This is a genomic window from Sphingobium sp. WR1, from assembly GCF_059693745.1.
In genome coordinates this window covers 159,601-178,924 of the sequence record NZ_JCATID010000001.1, presented here as the reverse complement: position 1 = coordinate 178,924, position 19,324 = coordinate 159,601, and the positions used below count along the sequence as shown (strand labels likewise).

The following is a 19,324-nucleotide window of genomic DNA, read 5'->3' as shown; positions in this document are numbered from 1 at the left end:
CCGGTCATGACACCGATCACCTGGCGACGCGCCGAAGCACGCGATGCGGGGGCGCTCTCGATCCTGGGCGGCGCGACTTTCCTCGCCAGCTTCGCGCATGATCATCCGGGTCCGGCGCTGCTCGCCCATATCGATGGCGCGCATGGCACGCCCTATTATACAGCGGCGCTTGCAGACCCGGCCCAGACGATCCTGATCGGCGAAACGCCGCTCGGCGCGCCGGTGGGCTATGCCATGATCACCCCGCCCGACCTGCCGGTGCCGACCGACCCTGCGCGCGACCTGGAATTGAAGCGCATCTACCTCCTTGCCGGATGGCAGGGCGGCGGACAGGGCGACAGGATCATGGCGCTGGTGGAGGAGAAAGCCCGTCAGCGGGGCGCGGAGCGGCTGTTGCTGGCGGTCTATCCGCAGAATGACCGCGCGCGGCGCTTCTACGCCCGACACGGCTTCGCCCAGATCGGCGACATGACCTTCATGGTCGGCGACGTGCCCTTTCGCGACCTGATCTACGCCCGGACACTCTAAGAGTCCGTTTGGAAATCCGGCTCAAGCCGGATTTGCCGCACCAGCCCGCTCCCCCACCCGGCCACCCATGGAATACTGCCGTTAGGTGGCCGGGTGGGGGAGCGGGCTGGTGCCGCGCCGAAAATGCGCTTTCGCGCATTTTCCAAACAGACTCTAAATCCCTTTCGTCAATCGAACAGCTCTTCAAGGAAGCTCTTCTTGCGCTTCTTCTGATAATAGCGCCCCTCATCGCGATGGTCGCGGTCCGGGCGATAGCCCTGCTGGGCGAAAGGCTCCGGCCGGGCGGCGGGCGCACTCGCCTGCCCCGACCGTTCGATGATCTTGTCCAGTTCGCCCCGGTCCAGCCAGACGCCCCGGCATTGCGGGCAATAGTCGATCTCCACCCCCTGCCGGTCCGTCATGGCGAGGCCGACATGACAGACCGGGCAGAGCATGGCCGACAGCTGTGCGGGATCGCGCATTATTCGCGTTCACCCGTCAGGCTGAGCAGCATCTGGAACAGGTTGACGAAGTTCAGGTAGAGCGACAGCGCGCCCATGACCTGCATCTTCTGCGCCACCTCATGGCCGGCATAGTAGAAATATTCCGACTTGATGCGCTGCACGTCCCAGGCGGTGAGGCCGGTGAAGACCACCACGCCGATGATCGAGATGACCATCGCCATCGCCGACGAACCGATGAACAGGTTGATCAGGCTCGCCACCAGGATGCCGATCAGGCCCATGATGAGGAAGCTGCCCATCTTCGTCAGGTCGCGCTGGGTGGTATAGCCCCACAGCGCCATGGCGAGGAACATGACCGCGGCCGAGAAGAAGGCCTGGGCGATGCTGCCGCCGGTGAAGACCAGGAACACGCTGCCCAGCGACACGCCCATCACCGCGGCAAAGGCGTAGAAGGCAGTGCGCGCGCCCGATGTCGTCATCTTTTCCATGCGGAAGCTGAAGAAGAAGACGAAGACCAGAGGCGCGAAGATCGCCACCCACTTGAGCGGCGTGCCGTAGATGGCGGCGGCCAGCACAGGCGTATTGCCGACCAAAGCGGCGACCAGCCCGGTGATCACCAGACCGATACCCATGTTGCGGAAGACGCCCAGCATATGCGCGCGCAGGCCGGCATCGGTCTGCGCCGTCTGGCTGGCACCATAGCCCGACATGCGAACGGGATTATTCATCGGAAACACTCACTCCATCCTAAATGTGGTTCGAGTGGCCCGGCGCGGTCTCCTGCGGCAACGAGAGGGGGCAAATCGCCGCAAAACCTGCACCGGGCGCACCCGATGCGGTCCGACATCGCGACAGGATCAGGGGGAAATCCATATCGCCAGAGGGGCCCGGTCCGCATCGCACATATCGGGTGGGGAATGCGCCGGCGCAAGGGATCGGCCCGTCTGCAACATTTTATTACAATTGACCCCCGCCCCGCTTCGCGACATGGCTTGCGCCCATGAGCCATGCCTCCGACGACCAGCATATCCCTGCGCCGCTGCGCCTGTTCAACAGCCTGACCCGCGTGATCGCGCCGTTCGTGCCGATCGAGGACAATCATGCGCGCGTCTATAGCTGCGGGCCGACCGTCTATAACTATGCCCATATCGGCAATTTGCGCGCCTATGTCTTCACCGACACGCTGCGCCGGACGTTGCTGTGGAAGGGCCTGAATGTCACCCACATCATCAACATCACCGATGTCGGCCACCTGACCAGCGATGCCGATGCGGGCGACGACAAGATGGAAGCGGCCGCGCGGGCGAGCGCCAGAAGCATATGGGACATCGCCGCTCATTATACCGAGGCGTTCAAGTCCAACATTGCCGACCTCAACATCATCGCGCCCAGCGAATGGACGGTCGCGACCGACTATGTGCCGCAGATGATCGCATTTGCGGAAAAAATCGCGCCCGATCATTGCTATGAGCTGGACAGCGGCCTCTATTTCGACAGTTCGACCGTGCCCGATTATGGCGCGCTCGCCGGCGGGCGCGACGACGCGGCCCATGCGCGGATCGACCCGGTGGCCGGCAAGCGCAATCCGTCCGACTTCGCCATCTGGCGCAAGTCGCCGCCGGGCGAGCAGCGCCAGATGGAATGGGACAGCCCCTGGGGCAAGGGCGCGCCCGGCTGGCATCTGGAATGCTCGGTCATGTCGCAGGCCCGGCTGGGCCAGCCCTTCGACATCCACACCGGCGGCATCGACCATCGCGAAATCCACCATCCCAACGAAATAGCCCAGAATCAGGCGTTTCACGCCTGCTGCGGCGAGCCGAATGCGGCAGTTGCGGGCTTCACCGGCGCGCGCTGGTGGATGCACAATAATTTCCTGGTGGATCGGCAGGGAAAGATGTCGAAGTCGAAGGGCGGCTTCACCACCCTCTTCTCGCTGATCGACGCGGGCGTGCATCCGATCGCCTATCGTCTGCTCTGCCTTGGCGCCCATTATCGGTCGGAACTGGAGTTCAGCGCGGAGAATCTGGCGGCGGCGCTGACGCGGCTCAAGCGGCTGGTCATGGGCGTGGAGGGCCTGAAGGCCCGCGCCGAGGGCGTCACCTGGCAGTCGCCGCGCCTCGACTATCTGCGCGCCAATCTCCATCCGAAGCTGGCGCCGTTGCTGGAACAGTTCGACGCGGCAATCGCAGACGACCTGATGACCCCCCGCGCCCTGCCGCTGCTGGAGGAAGCCATCGCCATCAAGAAAGTGCCGGTGGACGAGAAGCTCTGCCTGATCGCGGCCTTCGACCAGGCGCTGGGCCTTAGTCTGCTGACGCTGACCCGCGCCGACCTGCGCGTGCGGCCCAGCAATGCGCGGATCACGCCCGAAGAGATCGAGGCCGAACTGGAGCGCCGCACCGCCGCGCGGGCGGAAAAGGATTTCGCCTTGTCGGACGAGATTCGTGACGGCCTGACCGCGCGCGGGGTCGAGGTGATGGACGGCGATCCGCTGCGCTGGGACTGGCGGCTGACGCTCGCCGCGTGATCGTTACGCCCTTGCAGCCATCTTGACGCTGGTTCGTCTGCAAACCAAGAAATGCGCGGGTCGACTCGAGAAAGTGGGGGTGAAATGAAACTTTCCACGCGCTGTTCGGCCGTGCTTCTGCTGCTGGTGCTGGCGCAGCCTGTGATCGCTGCGCCGTCCGCCTTCTCCGCCGCCGATTCACGCCATGCCCGGCTCAACCGGCTGGAACGCCAGGCGTCTGACCTGTTCAACAGCGACGATTATGCCCTGTCCATGTCGCAGAAGACCCGCGACGCCTGGACCCGGCTGCACGATGCCGCGATCAGGGCGAAGGTCGGGGGCAAGCCGCACCCGCTGGCCGGGGTGGCGCTGATCAACCTGTCCTCCATGGACCAGATCGACGGCAGGAACCCGGACGCGCTGGCCCGGTCGAGCGAAGGCCTGAAACTGCTCGTCCCCTTTGCCGACGCCTATCCGATCGCCTGGATGCAGGGATTGTCGATCAAGGGCTATGTGCAGGTCGCGCTCGGCGACGTGGCGGGCGGCGCGGAAACGCTGCGCCAGGCGAGCCGCTATATGGATGGCTATATCGCCCGTACGCCGAAGGACAGGATCGACACGGACACGCATATGCTGCGGTCCAACATCGCCTTTTCCCACGCGCAGGCGCTCAGCCGGCTGGGCCGCAACGCCGAGGCGGTGGAGGCGCAGAAGGCGAGCATGGAGGCGCGGATCGCCGCCGTGGGGCCAAGCAGCGCGGACGCGATCGGCTCTTATTATACCTATGCCCAGATGCTCCAGCGCGCCGACCGCGACGCGGAGGCGGAAACCTATGCGCGGCTGGCGGTGGATGTGGCGACCGACCATGTCGACCGCAAGCATCCCAGCTACACCCGCGCGCTGGAGGCGCTGGGCCTGCTGCTGTCGCGCACCGGACGGCGGGTCGAAAGCCTCGACTATCTGCAACGCGCCATCGCCATCAAGCGCGAGACGGTGGGAAGCGACAGCCTCTATTTCCAGTTCGGCCTGCAAAATCTGGGATCGGTGCTGCTGCCGCTGGAACGCTATGCCGACGCCGAACCGTTGTTTCTGGAGGCCGAGCGCGGCTTTCGCAGGATCGAGGGCGAAAACAGCCCGCAATCGGCGCGCGCGCTGGCCTTCGCCGCTTCGGCCGCCCTGGCGGAGGGGCGGCGCGAGGCGGCGATCGAACGCTTCGATGCCGCGCTGGCGCGGGTCAGGGCCGGGTCGGACAAGGACCGGGACATCGGCCAGCGCGTCTACCCCTATCTGATCCCGGCGCTGATCGCTGCCGGACGCGGCGTGGACGCGGGCAGGATCGCGGCCGACTTCGCCACCGAAACCGCGCAGCTCGACAATGCGCCCGCGCTGCCGCTGGCGCAGGCGGCGATGCTGTCCGCCTGGACCGCGCCCGGCCGGGACGGCCTCAACGACAGGGCGAGGCGGCTGGCGGGGGTGCTGCGGGACGGCGCGACGATGAACGACGATGGCGAACTGACCGAGGATCAGCGGGCGGCGCTGGACACCGTGCTCGCGGTCGCGGCACAGACGCAGGATGCCGCGCTGGCGCTGGACGCGATGGCTGTGCTGGCGGGATCGCGCATCGCGCAGGCCAACCGGCTGGTGGCGCAGCGGCTGGTCGCGGACCCGGCGCTGGCCGCGCGGGTGCGCGACCTGCAGGACAAGGTCAAGGCGCTGGAGGCGGCCGATAGCCGGCTGCTCAAGGCGCTGGCGGTGGACAGCGGCGTGGCGGCGGCGCGCGCCGATCGCGCCGCCGTGGCGGCACGGGTCGGGGCCGAGCGCAGCGCGATCGCGGATGATTATCCCCGCTGGGTCGAGGCGCGCGGCGACGAACGGCCCGATCTGGACATGCTGCGCGCCAGCCTGGGCCGACAGGAGGCGTTGCTGGCGGTGATGCCGGCGTTCGACGGCGTCTATCTGCTGGCGATGGGGCCGGACGGGACGCGCATCGAGCGGGCGCGGATGGACCGCGCGCCACTGGTGGCGCTGGTCAACCGGCTGCGCGGATCGCTGACGCCGGCGGGGTTCGACCAGGCGGCGGCGCACACGCTCTATGGCCAGATTTTCACGCCCGGCATCCTCGATGCGTTGGGCGAGGCAAGGATATTGCGCATCGTCCCCACCGGCGCCTTCGCCTCGCTGCCCTTCGCCATGCTGCCCGAACGGCCGATCGCCGCCGTGGACAAGCATACGCCCTGGCTGATCCGGCGCTTCGCCCTGCATGTGCAGCCGGGCTTCGCCATCCATCCGGCGCGACAGAGCCAAATGGCGGCCCGCGATTTTCGCTTCCTGGGCATCGGCGCGCCGCAGGCCTTCGGCGACGCGGACGCCGCCGCTTCATCCAGCCCGCCCCCGCGCGGCGGGCAAGCTCCACTCGCCGCCATGGCCGATTTTCGGACGCGCCGCGTCGATGTCCATGCCCTGTCCGCATTGCCTGCCCTGCCGGGGTCGCTGGCCGAATTGCAGGCAATGGCCGATCGGTTCGGAGCGCAGCACGCCACCCTGCTGACCGGCCCGGACGCCAATGAGACGGCGCTGCGCACGCGCGACCTGTCGTCCTATGGCGTGATCCTTTTCGCCACCCATGGGCTGGTCAGCGGCCAGATGGAGGGGGTGGACGAGCCTGCGCTGCTGCTGTCGCCGCCGACCGCCGGAGACGCCGGGGATGACGGCCTGCTCACCGCGTCGGAAGTGGCGTCGATGCGGATCGGCGCCGACTGGGTGATCCTGTCCGCGTGCAACACGGCGGCGGGCGAAAAGGCCCAGGCCGCCGCCTATTCGGGGCTGGCGCAGGCCTTCCGCTATGCCGGCGCGGGATCGCTGCTGGTGTCGCACTGGCCGGTGCGCGACGACGCCAGCGCCTTCGTCACGCTGGAGACGGTCAAGGGCGCCGGCCGGGGCCTGCCACGCGCGGTCGCGTTGCAGAAGGCGATGCTGAAGCTGCTCGCCTCCCGCCGGCCCGATGCCGCGCAGCCCTATATCTGGGCGCCCTTCATCCTGATGGGCCGCTAGCATGTGATGACTTCACATTGATCCACGCCGTCATTGCGAGCGCAGCGAAGCAATCCATGGGAGCGCCAGTGGATTGCTTCGCTGCGCTCGCAATGACGATTCAAGGAAATGTCATCCCGCTCTAAAACCGGTCAGTGCGCCAGCAACAGCGGCACCCGCGCCGTGCGCAGCATCGCGCGGGTAACGCCGCCGAATATCAGTTCGCGCCAGCGGCTATGGCCAAAGGCGCCCATCACCACCCAGTCGGCGCGCTGCGTGTCGATCGCCTCGCGCAGCGCGATCTCGATCGGACGCTCCTTACGCGGCCAGCTGTGCAATTGCGCCTTGATGCCGTAACGGGCGAGATATTCGGGCGCGCCGGTCGCGGGAAACGCGGTCTTGCTCGCTTCCTCGACGGTCACGATGTCGACGGCTTCGGCAAGGCGCAGCAGCGGCACGGCGGCGCGCAGGGCGGCGCAGGATTCAGCCGATCCGTCCCAGGCGACCAGCGCGCGCCCGGCGATCGCCACGCCCCGGGCCGTCTGCGGCACGGCCAGCACCGGCGTGCGGCCGCCCAGCGCCAGATCGGCGATGATCGGCAGCGGGTCCATGGCGTCGGTCCGGCGCCCTTCGGGCAGGGTCGCGACGATCAGGTCGGCGAGGCGCGCGGCGGCGAGCAGGGCGACGATGCTGTCGCCGTCCATCTGCCGCCAGTCCCAGGCGATATCCTCCCGATCCAGGCGGGCTTCCACCTTGGCCCGGAACAGTTCGTCAATGGCGTGCAGTTCGGCCGCGATCGTGGGCGCAAAGCCGGAACCGGCATAGACGTCGGCGGCGATCAGTTCGGGCATGGGCGTCACCTGAACGCACTGGACATGGGCGTTGCAGGCGCGGGCGATGTCGCAGGCCGCCTGCAGGCGGCTGTCGGCGCCCCGGTCGTCATGAATATGCAGCAGGACCGATTTCATCGCGGATCTCCCGGCAGAAGAGTATCGCTTCCCGGAAGCCAGGCCTCACCCCCGGCGGCTCGCCATCAGGGACGGTCCTTATAGCATTTTTCGCGGCGAAATTCGATCAAAAGCGGCCGGCGATCAATTCTCCTCCAGCGCGGCGCTCGCCTCCATCCAGACTTCCTCGGCCGCTTCCAGCTTCTTCTCCACCTCGGCGCGCTTCACCATCAGTTGGCTGGTGGTCATCTTCGCCTCGGCGCCGGTCGCGGCCTTGGGGTCGAACAGGGCCTGGTCGATGCGGCTGCGCTCGGTCGACAGGGCGGTCATCTCGCGCTCCGCCTTGTTGAGGGCGTTTTTGAGCGTCTTCTGCTTTTCGCGCCATTGCGCGGCGGTGCGCTTGTCCGCCTTGCGATCCACCTTCGGCGCGTCGCCGCCTGACGGATTGCCGTCCGCCTTGCGCAGGATGATGTCGGTATAATCATCGAGCGACCCGTCGAAGGGCTGGGCGGTGCCATTGTCGACCAGCACCAGACGGTCGGCGACCAGTTCGATCATGTGGCGGTCGTGGCTGACGATCACCACCGCGCCGCTATAGTCGTTGAGCGCCTGCACCAGCGCCTCTCGGCTGTCGACGTCGAGATGGTTGGTCGGTTCGTCGAGGATCAAAAGGTGCGGCGCGTCGCGGGTGATGAGGGCCAGCGCCAGCCGCGCCCTTTCGCCGCCCGACATGGAGCCGACCTTCTGCGTCGCGCGCTCGCCGGAAAAGCCGAAGCGGCCAAGCTGGGCCCGCACCGCGCCGGGGGTCGCGCCCTTCATGACGCGGGTCATATGCTCCAGCGGCGTGTCGGTGACGTCCAGTTCCTCCACCTGATATTGGGTGAAATAGCCGACCTGCATCCTGGCCGAGCTGTTCATCTGCCCTTCCATGGGCTTCAACTGCGCGGCGATCAGGCGGGCCAGCGTCGTCTTGCCGTTGCCGTTGCGGCCGAGCAGCGCCAGCCGGTCGTCGGGGTCGATGCGCAGGTTGACGCGGCGCAGGATCGGCGTGTCGTCATAGCCGACCGCCGCCATGTCCATGGTGATGAGCGGCGGGCGCAGTTCGGCGGGGCTGGGGAAGCCGAAATGCAGGGTCGGGTCTTCGATGGCGGCGGCGATGGGCTGCATCCGGGCCAGCGCCTTGGCGCGGGACTGGGCCTGTTTCGCGGTCGAGGCGCGGGCCGAGTTGCGGGCGACATAGTCCTGCAACTTTTCCCGCTCCGCCTGCTGCTTGGCGCGGGCGGATTCGAGCTGGGCGAGCCGTTCGGCGCGCTGCCGCTCGAACGCGTCATAGCCGCCGGGATAGAGCGTCACCTTGCCCCCTTCCAGGTGCAGGATATAATCGACCACATTGTTCAAAAGGTCGCGTTCGTGGCTGATGACGACCACGGTGCCGCGATAGGCCTTGAGGAAATTCTCCAGCCAGAGCGTGGCTTCGAGGTCGAGATGGTTCGACGGTTCGTCGAGCAGCAGCAGGTCCGGCTCGGAAAAGAGCAGGGCGGCGAGCGCCACGCGCATCTTCCAGCCGCCCGAATAGCTGTCGAGCGGACGCCCCTGCATCTCCTCGTCGAAGCCCAGGCCGACGAGGATGCGGGCGGCGCGGGCCGGGGCGGTATAGGCGTCGATCGTCGTCAGCCGCTCATAGATATGGCCGAGGCGATCGGGGTCGTCGCTATGCTCCGCCTCCGCCATCAGTTCGGCGCGCTCCGTGTCGGCGGCGAGCACGGTGTCGAAGGGAGTCGCGGTGCCGCTGGGCGCTTCCTGCGCGATATAGCCCAGCCGCGTGTCGCGGGGCATGTCGCAACTGCCCTCGTCCGGATCGATCTGGCCGATCATCACCTTCATCAGCGTGGACTTGCCCGCGCCGTTGCGGCCGATGAGGCCGACACGGCTGCGCGGCGGCAGCGCGGCGCTGGCGCGGTCGAGAATAGTGCGGCCGCCCAGGCGCACGGTGATACCATTGAGGTTAAGCATGGGCCGGGCCTGTAGCAGAGCCGCGCGGGGTGGTGAAGACGCGAGACGGCGAAGCATCCTCGACAGGCAGGGAGCGCTCAATCGCGGGGCAGGGGCAGGACGCCGCACCCTGCTTGCCGCATCGCAACGAAATCGCCAGCGGGGCGTTTCCGCAGACAAGCCCTGTTCATCCTCTCCCGGTTATCCCTCCCCCCACATGACACTTGACCGCCGCGACCTCATGATCCGCACGCTGGGCGGCGTCCTCGCCCTTGGCCTGCCCCGCCGCGCCCTCGCCCAGAATGATGTCGAGCGCGTCGACGCCCTGATCGCGAAGATGACGGTCGAGGAGAAGGCCGGGCAGATGACCTGCCTCGCCGACAGCTTCCGCCCCTTCAACCCGCCCAACCCGCAGGTCGGCATCCAGGACGAAAAGCGCCTGACCGACGAAGTGCGCAAGGGCCGGGTCGGCTGCCTCTTCAATGGCATCGGCGTCGCGGGCGCCCGCCGCGCGCAGGAGATCGCGGTCAAGGACAGCCGCCTCGGCATCCCCTTGCTCTTCGCCGGAGACGTGATCCACGGCCTCAAGACCATCTTCCCCGTGCCGCTGGGCGAAGCCTCCAGCTTCGACCCCTCCTTATGCGAGCGCACCGCCCGCGCCATGGCGGTCGAAGCCACGGCCGCCGGCCTGCACCTGACCTTCGCGCCGATGGTCGACGTCGCCCGCGACCAGCGCTGGGGCCGCGTGGTCGAAGGCGCGGGGGAGGACGTGACCCTCACCGGCCTGCTTTCCGCCGCGCGCATCCGCGGCTTTCAGGGCCGCAACCTGCGCCGCGACGACTCCTTGCTCGCCTGCCCCAAACATTTCGCCGCCTATGGCGCGGTCGCCGCCGGGCTCGAATATGGCAATGTCGACATCAGCGAGGAGACGCTGCGCGAAACCCATCTGCCGCCCTTCGGCAAGGCGTTCGCGGCGGGCGCCCTCACCACCATGGCCGCCTTCAACGAGATTAACGGCGTCCCCGCCACCGCCGACAGCGAACTGCTCACCGACATATTGCGCGGCGAGATGCAGTTTCGCGGTTTCGTCTTCTCAGACTATACCGCCGACGAGGAACTGGTCGCCCACGGCTTTGCCGAGGATGATCGCGACGCCGCCCGCCTCGCCGTGCTGGCCGGGGTCGATATGTCGATGCAGAGCGGCCTCTATATTCGTTATTTGCCCGACCTGGTGAAGAGCGGCGCGGTCCCCATGGGCACGATCGACGTCGCCGTGCGCCGCATCCTCTATGTGAAGGCCGCCATCGGCCTGTTCGACAACCCCTATCGCTCGCTCAGCGAGGAAGCGGAAAAGACCCGCATCTACACGCCCGGCCACCGCGCCCTCGCCCGCGAAGCCGCCGCCCGCTCGGTGGTGCTGCTCAAGAATGACGGCACTCTGCCGATCGATCCGGCCGGAGGGCAGAAGATCGCCCTGATTGGTCCTTTTGCCGAGGATACCCGCAATCTCTACGGTCCCTGGGCCTTTTACGGCGACCCGGACAAAGGCGTCGACATCGCCACCGGCCTGCGCGCCGCCCTGCCCGACGCCTCGAAACTGACCGTCATACGCGGCAGCGACATCAGCGGCCCGATCGACGGCGGCATCGAACAGGCCGTGGCGGCGGCGAAGGCGGCGGACGTCGTCCTGCTCGCCATCGGCGAATCGCAGGCCATGTCGGGCGAGGCCCAGTCCCGCACCGTCATCGAAATTCCGCAGGCGCAGCAGGCGCTGGCCGACGCCGTGGTCGCCGCTGGCAAGCCGGTTGCCATCCTGCTCCGTCACGGCCGCGCGCTCGCTTTGCATGGCGGCGTCGTCAATGCCGGCGCGGTCCTCGCCACCTGGTTCCTTGGGAGCGAAGCAGGTCACGCCATCGCCGACATCGTCCTGGGAAAGGTCGACCCGTCCGGCAAATTGCCCGTCAGCTTCCCCTGGGAAAGCGGGCAGGAGCCTTTCTATTATGACCGCAAGTCCACCGGCCGCCCGGTGCTGGACAGCGGCAGCACCGAATATAAGGCGCGCTATGCCACCACCGACAACAGCGCACGTTTCCCCTTCGGCCACGGCCTCGGCTACACCGAATTCGCGATCGACCAGTTGAAACTCTCCGACACGGCGCTGCGCTGGGACGCGGCGATCGAAGTGACCGCGCGCGTCACCAATGCGGGCCGCCGGAAGGGCAGCGAGGTCGTCCAGCTCTATATCCGCGACAGGGTCGCCAGCCGCACCCGCCCGATCCGCGAGCTGAAACGCATGGAGCGCGTGACGTTATCGCCGGGCGAAAGCAGGACCGTCCGCTTCTCCCTCTCCCGCACCGACCTGGAGTTCGTCGGCGCGAGGAACCAGCGCATCGCCGAGCCGGGCGTCTTCGACCTGTGGATCGGCCAGTCCAGCGTGGGCGGATTGAACGCGCAGTTCACGCTTTATGCGGAGGCGAAGGCGGCGGGGTAGAGCGGGACACTGCCGAAAATCCCTCCCTTGAGAGGAGGATTGGCGGGGCTGAACGGCAGCGCGAAAACCCTGTCCTACAACCCTCAGCCCATGCCATAATCCCCGCTGGCTCTTTCCACCGTCCGCCTCCCGCACCCTGCGCCGACCCGACGCCCGGCGCGCCTCATTTCGCAAAAATTTTCCTATTGCGAAATCCACGCCACCCGTCTGTCCGCCGCACTTCTGCGTTGGCCACAATAGTGTGAACTTCGCAACGCCGCGCCCCGTTGCAAATAGGGCTCTGCGCGCTTCCGGCATCCGAATTTTGCAGCGCGCTGCGCGCCAGGTCGCGAAGGCCGCCATTGGCGGCGCACTCTCCTCCCAATGCCGATCGACCCTAGTGACCCGAATCTGAAGTTCGCCACATTGATCCGACAGGGCTGAGCGAACTTCAGATTCAAAAGGGTCACTAGTAAATATTTGATTCTAGTGTGGTTTATGGATTTGAAATACGCTCCGCCCTTGCCTGCAATATGTGGCGCATTTCAAATCCACCACACTAGGCCTGCGCGAACAGCTTCGTGCCCGCGACGCCGATGACGATCATCGCCATGAATCCCGCCTGCGCCGGATTCACCCGATCGCCGAACAGGATCATGCCGCCGATGATGACGCCCACAGCGCCAAGGCCGGTCCAGATCGCATAGGCGGTGCCGGCCGGGATATCCTTCATCGCCAGCGCGAGCAGGGCCATGTTGAGGAAGCTGAGCGCAATCGGCACGGCGGACGCCTGCCAGCCGCCGAGCGTCGCGGCCCATTTGAGGCTCAACGCCCAGATGATTTCGGTGAAAACGGCAATGCCGAGGATGAGCCACGCCATCGGGCGCTTCCCTTTCGTATCAGGGCGGGCTCGGAAGGGAGACAGGCCGGCCGGAAACCCGAAAGAGGCGGCATGCCGGGGAAGGCCATGGTGGACGCACTAGGGCTCGAACCTAGGACCCGCTGATTAAGAGTCAGCTGCTCTACCAACTGAGCTATGCGTCCACACCGGCCTTCATTCCGGTCCTTCGCGGACCGTCTGCATCGGGCCTGATGCAGTGGTGGACAGGGCTGGATTCGAACCAGCGTACGGGAAACCCGGGCAGATTTACAGTCTGCTGCCTTTAACCACTCGGCCACCTGTCCAGTGCCCTGCGCGTTGGCGAAGATGCTCCCCGCCGCGCTGGAGGCGGCTCAATGGCGAAAGGAGGCTTGCCTGTCAATGGGGTGATGTGAAAAGAGCGAAATCATGAAAAAAGGTCATCGTTCCGCCAAGCCCAAGGGCGCCTTCCCGCGCTTCTATGGGCGCCATGCCGTCATCGCGGCGCTCGCCAATCCGAATCGCACCGTGCGCAAGATCTGGGGCACGCGCGAAGCGCTGGGCCAGCTCGACCTGCCGCCGGTGCTGCCGATCGTCTATTCCGACGTCGCCGACATGGGCCGGATGGTGCCGTCCGACGCGCCGCACCAGGGGATCGTCGCCGAAGTCGAGCCGCTGGACGATGTCTGGCTGGGCGAGGTGCTGGAGCAGGGGCAGGACGACAGGCGCCCGATCCTGGTGCTGGACCAGGTGACGGACCCGCATAATGTCGGCGCGATCCTGCGCTCCGCCGCCGCCTTCGACGCGCTGTGCATCGTGACGCAGGACCGGCACGCGCCGCCCGAATCGGGGGTGTTGGCGCGCGCCGCGTCGGGCGCGCTGGAGATCGTGCCCTGGGTGCGCGTGGTGAACCTGGCCCGTGCGCTCGATGAGATTGCGGAGGCGGGCTATTGGCGGATCGGACTGGATGGCGAGGCGGATACGACGATCGGCGCGGCGATCGGCGAATCGCGGGTCGCGTTGGTGCTGGGGGCCGAGGGCGAAGGGTTGCGCCACAACAGCATGGCGCATTGCGACATCATCGCCAAGCTGCCGATCAGCCCGCGCATGGAGAGCCTGAACGTCTCCAACGCCGCCGCCATCGCCCTCTACGCCGCAACCAACCGGTAGACCTGCAAGAACAAGGGGAACATCGATGAGCCGCCTGTATCGAATCGCCGGAGCGCTGTGCGGCCTGCTGTCCCTGTCCGCCTGCCTGGTGACGCCGGGCAAGTTCGAATCGCACCTGGACGTCCGCGCCGACCGCAGCTTTTCCTTCGCCTATAAGGGCGAGATATTGGCGTCGGACATGGGCAAGGATACGATCACCGGCGGCGCGCCTTCAACGGACGGCGATACGCAGGAGGGCGAGGCGGAAAACACACCGACGCTGATGCCGATCGCGCAACGGCAGTCGGGGCAGGACGAGGATTTCAGCGACAAGCCGGGCGGCGCGCCGAAGGACGACGCAGCGCAGATGCAGGCGATCGCCGACGCCCTGTCGAAGGAGAAGGGATTTCGCTCCGCCCGCTATGTCGGCAACCACAAGTTCGAAATCGACTATGCGATCGACGGCACGCTGACCCACGCCTTCCTCTTCCCCTTCAACATCGACGCGCAGATCGTGCTGCCCTTCGTCGCGGTGGAGATGCGCGGCGCGGACCGGGTGCGGGTGAAGGCGCCGGGCTTTGCCAACGGCTTCGACAAGAGCCAGGGGCCGGGCGGCATGGGCGCAAGCGGCGACGAAGCGGCCAAGGCGCTCGACGGCACCTTCACCCTGACCACCGACGCCGAAATCGTCAGCCAGAATCAGGAAGAAGGCGCGCAGTCCACGCCCCAGGGCAAACGGATCGTCTGGACGATCACGCCACTGACCAGCGACGCGCCTGTCGCGACATTGCGGGTGAAGCCCTGAAGGCGATCGCCCCTGACGGGACGGATCAGTCTTCCGGCGCGATGGTGACGCGCAGCCCTTCGAGCGCGTCGCTGATCACCAGCTGGCAGGACAGGCGGCTGGTGTCGTTGCGATGGTCCGAGCTGTCGAGCAGGTCATTCTCATCCTCGCTCATCGCCGGCAGGGCGTCGGCGAAGGCGGGGTCGACATAGACATGGCAGGTCGCGCAGGAGCAGCAACCGCCGCACAGCGCCAGCAGTTCGTCAAAGCCGTTGTCGCGGATGACTTCCATCACCGACAGGCCATTGTCGCCATCGACAGCCTGTTCTTCACCCGCACGGTTGACCACGATCAGTTTCGGCATCTATCCAATCCCTCGAATTTTCTCCGCCGCTCTGACCGAGAGACGCCGGGAAATCAAGGGCTGGACGGAAACACTATGGTCATGACTGCGGATGAACTACGGATCAGCCTGGACGCCATCGCCACGCTGGAACCCGGCTTCGTCGCGGCGATCGGGCGGGTGGGCTATCCTGAGCCGCGCGTCCGCGAACCGGGCTATGAAACCCTGCTGCGCACCATCGTCGGCCAGCAGGTCAGCGTCGCCGCCGCCGCCGCCGTGTGGCGCAAGCTGGAGACGGAGCTGGGCATGGGCTGCGCGCCCGAGGCATTGATCGCCCGCGATTTCGATACGCTGCGCGCCTGCGGCCTGTCGCGCCAGAAGCAGGGCTATGCCCGCAGCCTGGCCGAACTGGTCCTGTCGGGCGCGCTCGACCTGCACGCGCTGCCCGAGGATGACGAGGAAGCGATCGCGCAACTGGTGCGGATCAAGGGGATCGGCCGCTGGTCGGCGGAAATCTATCTGCTGTTCGCGGAAGGCCGGCCCGACATCTGGCCCGCCGGCGACCTGGCGGTGCAGATCGAGATCGGGCGCATATTGGGCCTGCCCGAACGGCCGAGCGAGAAACGGACCCGCGAAGTCGCCGAAGCCTGGCGCCCGCACCGCGGGGCCGCCGCGATCATGGCCTGGCACCATTATAACATCGAGGTTCTCTGACCATGTCCCTGCCCCGCATGTCCCTGCCCCACGCCCGCTATATCGTCGTTGCGCATGAGGGCGCGTGGAAGATCAATCTGGACAATGTATATTACGGCCCCTTCCCGACCCAGGCCGAAGCGGTCGAAAGCGCGACCGGGACCGCGCAGAAGGCGGCGAGCGCGGGCTATCCCGCCTCCGTGCTGCTGATGAAGGGGACGAATTTCGAGACTTTATGGACCAATGTCGACGCCTGACCGGTCCCAAATGACAGCTTTTGTCATTTTTTTCGCAGGCGCGGGAACCGAAAGCCCCGAACGAACTTTACTAGCTCCAAGTTTCACAGGCTGAGGGCATGGGCAAGAAGGTTCTGATCGTCGAGGACGAGATATTCGTCGCATTGGAAATCGAGCAGATCGTCGAGGATGCCGGCTTCATCGTCGGCGCGATCGCAGTCGATCGCGCTGCCGCGCTCGAATCAGCCGAAGCGTGCGAAATTGCCCTGATCGACCTGAACCTGCGTGACGGGCCGACCGGACCGCAGATTGGCATGGAACTCGCCGCCCGCCATGGCATCCGCGTCATCTATGTGACCGCCAATCCGTCGCAGATCGGCGATGCGTCGGTGGCCGCGCTGGGCGTCATCACCAAGCCGTTTCGCGCGCGCAGCGTTTCGGCCGCGCTGCAACTGGCGGCCGCCGATCGGCCCGATCTGGAAGAGGCCGAGATTGCGGGCTTCACGCCCTTCCGGCGGTGCGGCTCATGGAGCGGAATGGAATCCAGAGGCTGATCTCCAGTCCCGTCACATGCCAGTGGCGCACGATCCGGCCGCCCAGTTGCCGCTCGACGCTGAGCATCATCAAGCGGCTGCCAAACCCTTCGGTGTCGGCGGGCTTCACCGCAGGGCCGCCCACCTCGCGCCAGTCGATGCGCACGTCATCGCCCTCCGTCGCTACATGAAGATGAACCCGCCCGTCGGCGGCGGAAAGGGCGCCATATTTGGCGGCATTGGTGGCCAGTTCGTGGAACAGCAGCGCCAGCGGCGTCGCTGATCGATCGTCGACGCGCGGATCTTCGCCAGACAGGAGGATGCGGGTCGTCGGCCCGGCGCGGTAGGGCGCGAAAATCTGATCGAGTATACCCCAGAGACGATCCTGCCCCTGCCCCACATGCGGCGCGGATTCGGCGCTGTGCGGACGGACAAAGTCGTGGGCGCGGCCAAGCGCCAGGATGCGGTCGCGCAGATCCTCCGCCACGTCGCCGATTTCGGGATGCTGGCGCGCCGACAGGCCGATGAGACCCGCGATGACCGAGAAGATATTCTTGATCCGGTGCGACAGTTCATGCGCGATCATCTCGCGCTCTTCCATCATCAGCCTCTGTTCGTGGATATCGGTGCAGGTGCCGATCCAGCGAACGATGGTCCCGTCCGCGTCGCGGATCGGCAGCGCGCGCCCCAGCGTCCAGCGATAGTCTCCGTTATGATGACGCATCCGATATTCGATCTCATAATGATCGCCGGTGGTCAGCGAATGGCGCCAACGCTCCCAGGCGATCGGCTGATCGTCGGGATGGAACATGCCCGCCCAGCGGTCGCCATCCGAAGCGCCGATGGCAACCCCGGTAAATTCATACCAACGAGCATTGAAATAGTCATTATAGCCGTCCGGCAGGGCGGACCAGACCATCTGCGGCATGGCGTCGGCGAGCGTGCGGAACATGCGGTCGCTGTCGGCCGCGGCAGCCGCGTCCAGCCTTTGCTGCACGATCATGTCCCGATCCCGACGACGCCCTTCCAGCTCCACCATCACTTGCCGCGCGAGCAGGGCCAGCCCCTGTCGCTGTAACGGCGTCAGATCGGCGCGGGGAACCGTATCGATGACACAAAGCGCGCCCAGCGGATCACCGTCGGCACCCACCAGCGGCGCACCGGCATAGAAGCGGATATGCGGCGGGCCAGTGACCAGTCCATTGTCGGCGAAGCGCGGATCGCGGGTCGCGTCGGACACCAGTAAAATCTGCTCGCCCAGCATCGCATGGGCGCAGAAGGAAACGTCGCGCGGAGTCTCCTCCGCATCGAGGCCAGTGCGGGCGAGGAAGCGCTGGCGCACATCCTCCACGATGCTGACCAGCGCGATCGGCGCGTCGCAGAACTTCGCGGCGAAGGCGGTGATCTCGTCAAGGGTGCGAAAACCGCCGGCGTCGAGATCGTAAAGCGCCAGCAGCGCCGCCCGATCCGTCGTCAGCCCGCGCCCTTCAGCCATCGCCGACCCGTTCGATGTCGGCGCCGACAGCGGAGAGCTTCTCCTCCAGCCGCTCATAGCCGCGGTCAAGATGGTAAACGCGGTTGACCCGCGTTTCGCCCTCCGCCGCAAGGCCGGCGAGAATGAGGCTCATCGAGGCGCGCAGGTCGGTGGCCATGACCGGCGCGCCGACCAGGCCCGATACGCCGCGCACGACCGCGGTGCGGCCGTTGACGGCGATATCCGCGCCCATCCGCGCCAGTTCGGGAACGTGCATGTAGCGGTTCTCGAAGATCGTCTCGGTCAGCACCGACGCGCCGTCCGCCAGCGTCAGCATCGCCATGAACTGCGCCTGCATGTCGGTCGGGAAGGCCGGGAAGGGCGCGGTCGAGATGGTGAGCGGTTTCAGCTTGCCGTCGGAGGAGACGCGGATGCCCTCGCGATGGACATCGACCTGGACACCTGCGTCGCGCAGCGCGGCTAGGATGGCGTGCATGTCATCGGCATTGGCGCCAATGAGGTCGAGCGAGCCACCCGTGATGGCGGCCGCGCAGGCATAGCTGCCCGCCTCGATCCGGTCGGGCATGACGCTGTAGGTCGCGCCGTGCAGGCGGTCGCGGCCGTGAATCACCAACTTGTCGCCGCCAATGCCCTCGATATCCGCGCCCATGGCGACGAGCAGGTTGCAGAGATCGACGATTTCCGGTTCGCGCGCAGCATTTTCCAGCGTGCAGGTGCCGTTGGCGAGCACCGCGGCCATCAGCGCATTTTCCGTCGCGCCGACCGACACCACCGGGAAGGTGTAGATGCCGCCCGGCAGGCCGCCATCGGGGGCGCTGGCGCGGACATAGCCGGCGGTCAGCTCGATCTTCGCGCCGAAGGCTTCCAGCGCCTTCAAGTGCAGGTCGATCGGGCGGTTGCCGATGGCGCAGCCGCCCGGCAGCGACACGCGCGCCTCGCCCGCGCGCGCGAGCAGCGGGCCAAGCACCAGGATCGACGCGCGCATCTTGCGCACGATGTCATAGGGCGCCTCGGTCGAGGTGACGCGACCCGCGCGCATCGTCATGACGCGGCCGAAATCCTCCGGCCTTGCTCCCTCGATCATGGTCGACACGCCCAGTTGGTTGAGCAGGTGGCCGAAACTGTCGACGTCGGCGAGGCGCGGCAGGTTGCGCAGCGTCACCGGCTCGTCCGTCAGCAACGCGCAGGGCAGCAGCGTCAGCGCCGCATTCTTGGCGCCGGAAATGGGAAGGCGGCCGCTCAGTGCTTTGCCGCCGCGAATATCAATGCGGTCCATTGGACAGGGTTAATAGCGGCAAACGCGCGCTGCGCAAGGC

17 protein-coding genes and 2 tRNA genes are annotated in these 19,324 nt (G+C 66.7%); 9 read left to right on the top strand and 10 right to left on the bottom strand.

Features of this window, described 5'->3' with window-relative positions:
- Positions 1 to 6 precede the first annotated feature (6 nt).
- Positions 7 to 528, top strand: a complete 522-nt coding sequence (locus AC58EF_RS00925) for a GNAT family N-acetyltransferase (RefSeq protein WP_497273774.1) — start codon at positions 7 to 9, stop codon at positions 526 to 528.
- A gap of 167 nt (positions 529 to 695) precedes the next feature.
- Here AC58EF_RS00925 and AC58EF_RS00920 read toward each other — a convergent pair whose 3' ends face one another.
- On the bottom strand, positions 696 to 989 hold the full coding sequence (locus AC58EF_RS00920) for a TFIIB-type zinc ribbon-containing protein (RefSeq protein ID WP_497273773.1): 294 nt from the start codon (positions 987 to 989) through the stop codon (positions 696 to 698).
- Positions 989 to 1,699: a Bax inhibitor-1/YccA family protein gene (locus tag AC58EF_RS00915; protein WP_497273772.1), complete on the bottom strand. Its 711-nt coding sequence runs from the start codon at positions 1,697 to 1,699 to the stop codon at positions 989 to 991. Before AC58EF_RS00915 ends, AC58EF_RS00920 begins: the two co-directional genes overlap by 1 nt.
- A gap of 272 nt (positions 1,700 to 1,971) precedes the next feature.
- Between AC58EF_RS00915 and cysS the strand changes: the two genes are divergently transcribed.
- Together cysS and AC58EF_RS00905 are read left to right on the top strand one after the other, a co-directional pair.
- The gene (cysS, locus tag AC58EF_RS00910) at positions 1,972 to 3,498 is read left to right on the top strand and encodes a cysteine--tRNA ligase (protein ID WP_497273771.1); all 1,527 of its coding nucleotides are present in this window, start codon (positions 1,972 to 1,974) and stop codon (positions 3,496 to 3,498) included.
- 84 nt (positions 3,499 to 3,582) lie between these two features.
- Positions 3,583 to 6,528 carry a CHAT domain-containing protein gene (locus AC58EF_RS00905; RefSeq protein ID WP_497273770.1) on the top strand — a complete coding sequence of 982 codons (2,946 nt, stop codon included), beginning with the start codon at positions 3,583 to 3,585 and terminating at the stop codon, positions 6,526 to 6,528.
- 131 nt (positions 6,529 to 6,659) lie between these two features.
- Here AC58EF_RS00905 and AC58EF_RS00900 read toward each other — a convergent pair whose 3' ends face one another.
- Together AC58EF_RS00900 and AC58EF_RS00895 are read right to left on the bottom strand one after the other, a co-directional pair.
- Positions 6,660 to 7,475 carry a universal stress protein gene (locus AC58EF_RS00900; RefSeq protein ID WP_497273769.1) on the bottom strand — a complete coding sequence of 272 codons (816 nt, stop codon included), beginning with the start codon at positions 7,473 to 7,475 and terminating at the stop codon, positions 6,660 to 6,662.
- Positions 7,476 to 7,598: 123 nt separating this feature from the next.
- Positions 7,599 to 9,467 carry an ABC-F family ATP-binding cassette domain-containing protein gene (locus tag AC58EF_RS00895; protein ID WP_497273768.1) on the bottom strand — a complete coding sequence of 623 codons (1,869 nt, stop codon included), beginning with the start codon at positions 9,465 to 9,467 and terminating at the stop codon, positions 7,599 to 7,601.
- Positions 9,468 to 9,663: 196 nt separating this feature from the next.
- On the opposite strand from AC58EF_RS00895, the gene bglX reads away from it, so the two are divergent.
- The gene (gene bglX / locus AC58EF_RS00890; RefSeq protein ID WP_497273767.1) at positions 9,664 to 11,937 is read left to right on the top strand and encodes a beta-glucosidase BglX; all 2,274 of its coding nucleotides are present in this window, start codon (positions 9,664 to 9,666) and stop codon (positions 11,935 to 11,937) included.
- Positions 11,938 to 12,475: 538 nt separating this feature from the next.
- Here bglX and AC58EF_RS00885 read toward each other — a convergent pair.
- The 3 genes from AC58EF_RS00885 to AC58EF_RS00875 form a co-directional block, all read right to left on the bottom strand.
- Positions 12,476 to 12,796 (bottom strand): DMT family transporter, encoded by a 321-nt coding sequence (locus AC58EF_RS00885; RefSeq protein ID WP_497273766.1) that lies wholly within the window; start codon positions 12,794 to 12,796, stop codon positions 12,476 to 12,478.
- A gap of 88 nt (positions 12,797 to 12,884) precedes the next feature.
- Positions 12,885 to 12,960, bottom strand: a tRNA-Lys gene (locus AC58EF_RS00880).
- A gap of 54 nt (positions 12,961 to 13,014) precedes the next feature.
- Positions 13,015 to 13,101 (bottom strand) — tRNA-Tyr (locus AC58EF_RS00875).
- A gap of 103 nt (positions 13,102 to 13,204) precedes the next feature.
- Between AC58EF_RS00875 and AC58EF_RS00870 the strand changes: the two genes are divergently transcribed.
- Both AC58EF_RS00870 and AC58EF_RS00865 read left to right on the top strand, forming a co-directional pair.
- Entirely contained in the window at positions 13,205 to 13,945 is a 741-nt protein-coding gene (locus AC58EF_RS00870) for a TrmH family RNA methyltransferase (protein ID WP_497273765.1), read from the top strand.
- A gap of 25 nt (positions 13,946 to 13,970) precedes the next feature.
- On the top strand, positions 13,971 to 14,729 hold the full coding sequence (locus AC58EF_RS00865) for a hypothetical protein (RefSeq protein WP_497273764.1): 759 nt from the start codon (positions 13,971 to 13,973) through the stop codon (positions 14,727 to 14,729).
- A gap of 25 nt (positions 14,730 to 14,754) precedes the next feature.
- Here the strand turns inward: AC58EF_RS00865 and AC58EF_RS00860 are convergent, their stop codons facing one another.
- Positions 14,755 to 15,072 (bottom strand): 2Fe-2S iron-sulfur cluster-binding protein, encoded by a 318-nt coding sequence (locus AC58EF_RS00860; protein WP_497273763.1) that lies wholly within the window; start codon positions 15,070 to 15,072, stop codon positions 14,755 to 14,757.
- 75 nt (positions 15,073 to 15,147) lie between these two features.
- On the opposite strand from AC58EF_RS00860, the gene AC58EF_RS00855 reads away from it, so the two are divergent.
- From AC58EF_RS00855 to AC58EF_RS00845, 3 genes are all read left to right on the top strand, one after another.
- Positions 15,148 to 15,765: a DNA-3-methyladenine glycosylase family protein gene (locus tag AC58EF_RS00855; RefSeq protein WP_497273762.1), complete on the top strand. Its 618-nt coding sequence runs from the start codon at positions 15,148 to 15,150 to the stop codon at positions 15,763 to 15,765.
- Between the two features lie 17 nt (positions 15,766 to 15,782).
- A complete protein-coding gene (locus tag AC58EF_RS00850) occupies positions 15,783 to 16,001 on the top strand; it encodes a DUF2188 domain-containing protein (RefSeq protein ID WP_497274164.1) in 219 nt (72 codons plus the stop codon).
- A gap of 98 nt (positions 16,002 to 16,099) precedes the next feature.
- Complete coding sequence (locus tag AC58EF_RS00845; protein WP_497273761.1) at positions 16,100 to 16,534, top strand: response regulator; 435 nt, start codon at positions 16,100 to 16,102, stop codon at positions 16,532 to 16,534.
- Here AC58EF_RS00845 and AC58EF_RS00840 read toward each other — a convergent pair.
- Together AC58EF_RS00840 and murA are read right to left on the bottom strand one after the other, a co-directional pair.
- Complete coding sequence (locus AC58EF_RS00840; RefSeq protein WP_497273760.1) at positions 16,482 to 18,008, bottom strand: PAS domain-containing protein; 1,527 nt, start codon at positions 18,006 to 18,008, stop codon at positions 16,482 to 16,484. The two genes, AC58EF_RS00845 and AC58EF_RS00840, sit on opposite strands and share 53 nt — an antisense overlap.
- On the bottom strand, positions 18,001 to 19,284 hold the full coding sequence (gene murA / locus AC58EF_RS00835; RefSeq protein WP_497273759.1) for a UDP-N-acetylglucosamine 1-carboxyvinyltransferase: 1,284 nt from the start codon (positions 19,282 to 19,284) through the stop codon (positions 18,001 to 18,003). Before murA ends, AC58EF_RS00840 begins: the two co-directional genes overlap by 8 nt.
- Positions 19,285 to 19,324: the final 40 nt, after the last annotated feature.

What these genes read in the sequence shown, in the direction of transcription:
- AC58EF_RS00900 (WP_497273769.1), bottom strand. Translation starts at nt 7,475, where the DNA reads ATGAAATCGGTCCTGCTGCATATTCATGACGACCGGGGCGCCGACAGC.
- AC58EF_RS00850 (WP_497274164.1), top strand. Translation starts at nt 15,783, where the DNA reads ATGTCCCTGCCCCACGCCCGCTATATCGTCGTTGCGCATGAGGGCGCG.
- cysS (WP_497273771.1), top strand. Translation starts at nt 1,972, where the DNA reads ATGAGCCATGCCTCCGACGACCAGCATATCCCTGCGCCGCTGCGCCTG.
- AC58EF_RS00855 (WP_497273762.1), top strand. Translation starts at nt 15,148, where the DNA reads ATGGTCATGACTGCGGATGAACTACGGATCAGCCTGGACGCCATCGCC.
- AC58EF_RS00915 (WP_497273772.1), bottom strand. Translation starts at nt 1,699, where the DNA reads ATGAATAATCCCGTTCGCATGTCGGGCTATGGTGCCAGCCAGACGGCG.
- AC58EF_RS00845 (WP_497273761.1), top strand. Translation starts at nt 16,100, where the DNA reads ATGGGCAAGAAGGTTCTGATCGTCGAGGACGAGATATTCGTCGCATTG.
- AC58EF_RS00860 (WP_497273763.1), bottom strand. Translation starts at nt 15,072, where the DNA reads ATGCCGAAACTGATCGTGGTCAACCGTGCGGGTGAAGAACAGGCTGTC.
- bglX (WP_497273767.1), top strand. Translation starts at nt 9,664, where the DNA reads ATGACACTTGACCGCCGCGACCTCATGATCCGCACGCTGGGCGGCGTC.
- murA (WP_497273759.1), bottom strand. Translation starts at nt 19,284, where the DNA reads ATGGACCGCATTGATATTCGCGGCGGCAAAGCACTGAGCGGCCGCCTT.
- AC58EF_RS00870 (WP_497273765.1), top strand. Translation starts at nt 13,205, where the DNA reads ATGAAAAAAGGTCATCGTTCCGCCAAGCCCAAGGGCGCCTTCCCGCGC.
- AC58EF_RS00905 (WP_497273770.1), top strand. Translation starts at nt 3,583, where the DNA reads ATGAAACTTTCCACGCGCTGTTCGGCCGTGCTTCTGCTGCTGGTGCTG.
- AC58EF_RS00865 (WP_497273764.1), top strand. Translation starts at nt 13,971, where the DNA reads ATGAGCCGCCTGTATCGAATCGCCGGAGCGCTGTGCGGCCTGCTGTCC.
- AC58EF_RS00840 (WP_497273760.1), bottom strand. Translation starts at nt 18,008, where the DNA reads ATGGCTGAAGGGCGCGGGCTGACGACGGATCGGGCGGCGCTGCTGGCG.
- AC58EF_RS00885 (WP_497273766.1), bottom strand. Translation starts at nt 12,796, where the DNA reads ATGGCGTGGCTCATCCTCGGCATTGCCGTTTTCACCGAAATCATCTGG.
- AC58EF_RS00925 (WP_497273774.1), top strand. Translation starts at nt 7, where the DNA reads ATGACACCGATCACCTGGCGACGCGCCGAAGCACGCGATGCGGGGGCG.
- AC58EF_RS00920 (WP_497273773.1), bottom strand. Translation starts at nt 989, where the DNA reads ATGCGCGATCCCGCACAGCTGTCGGCCATGCTCTGCCCGGTCTGTCAT.
- AC58EF_RS00895 (WP_497273768.1), bottom strand. Translation starts at nt 9,467, where the DNA reads ATGCTTAACCTCAATGGTATCACCGTGCGCCTGGGCGGCCGCACTATT.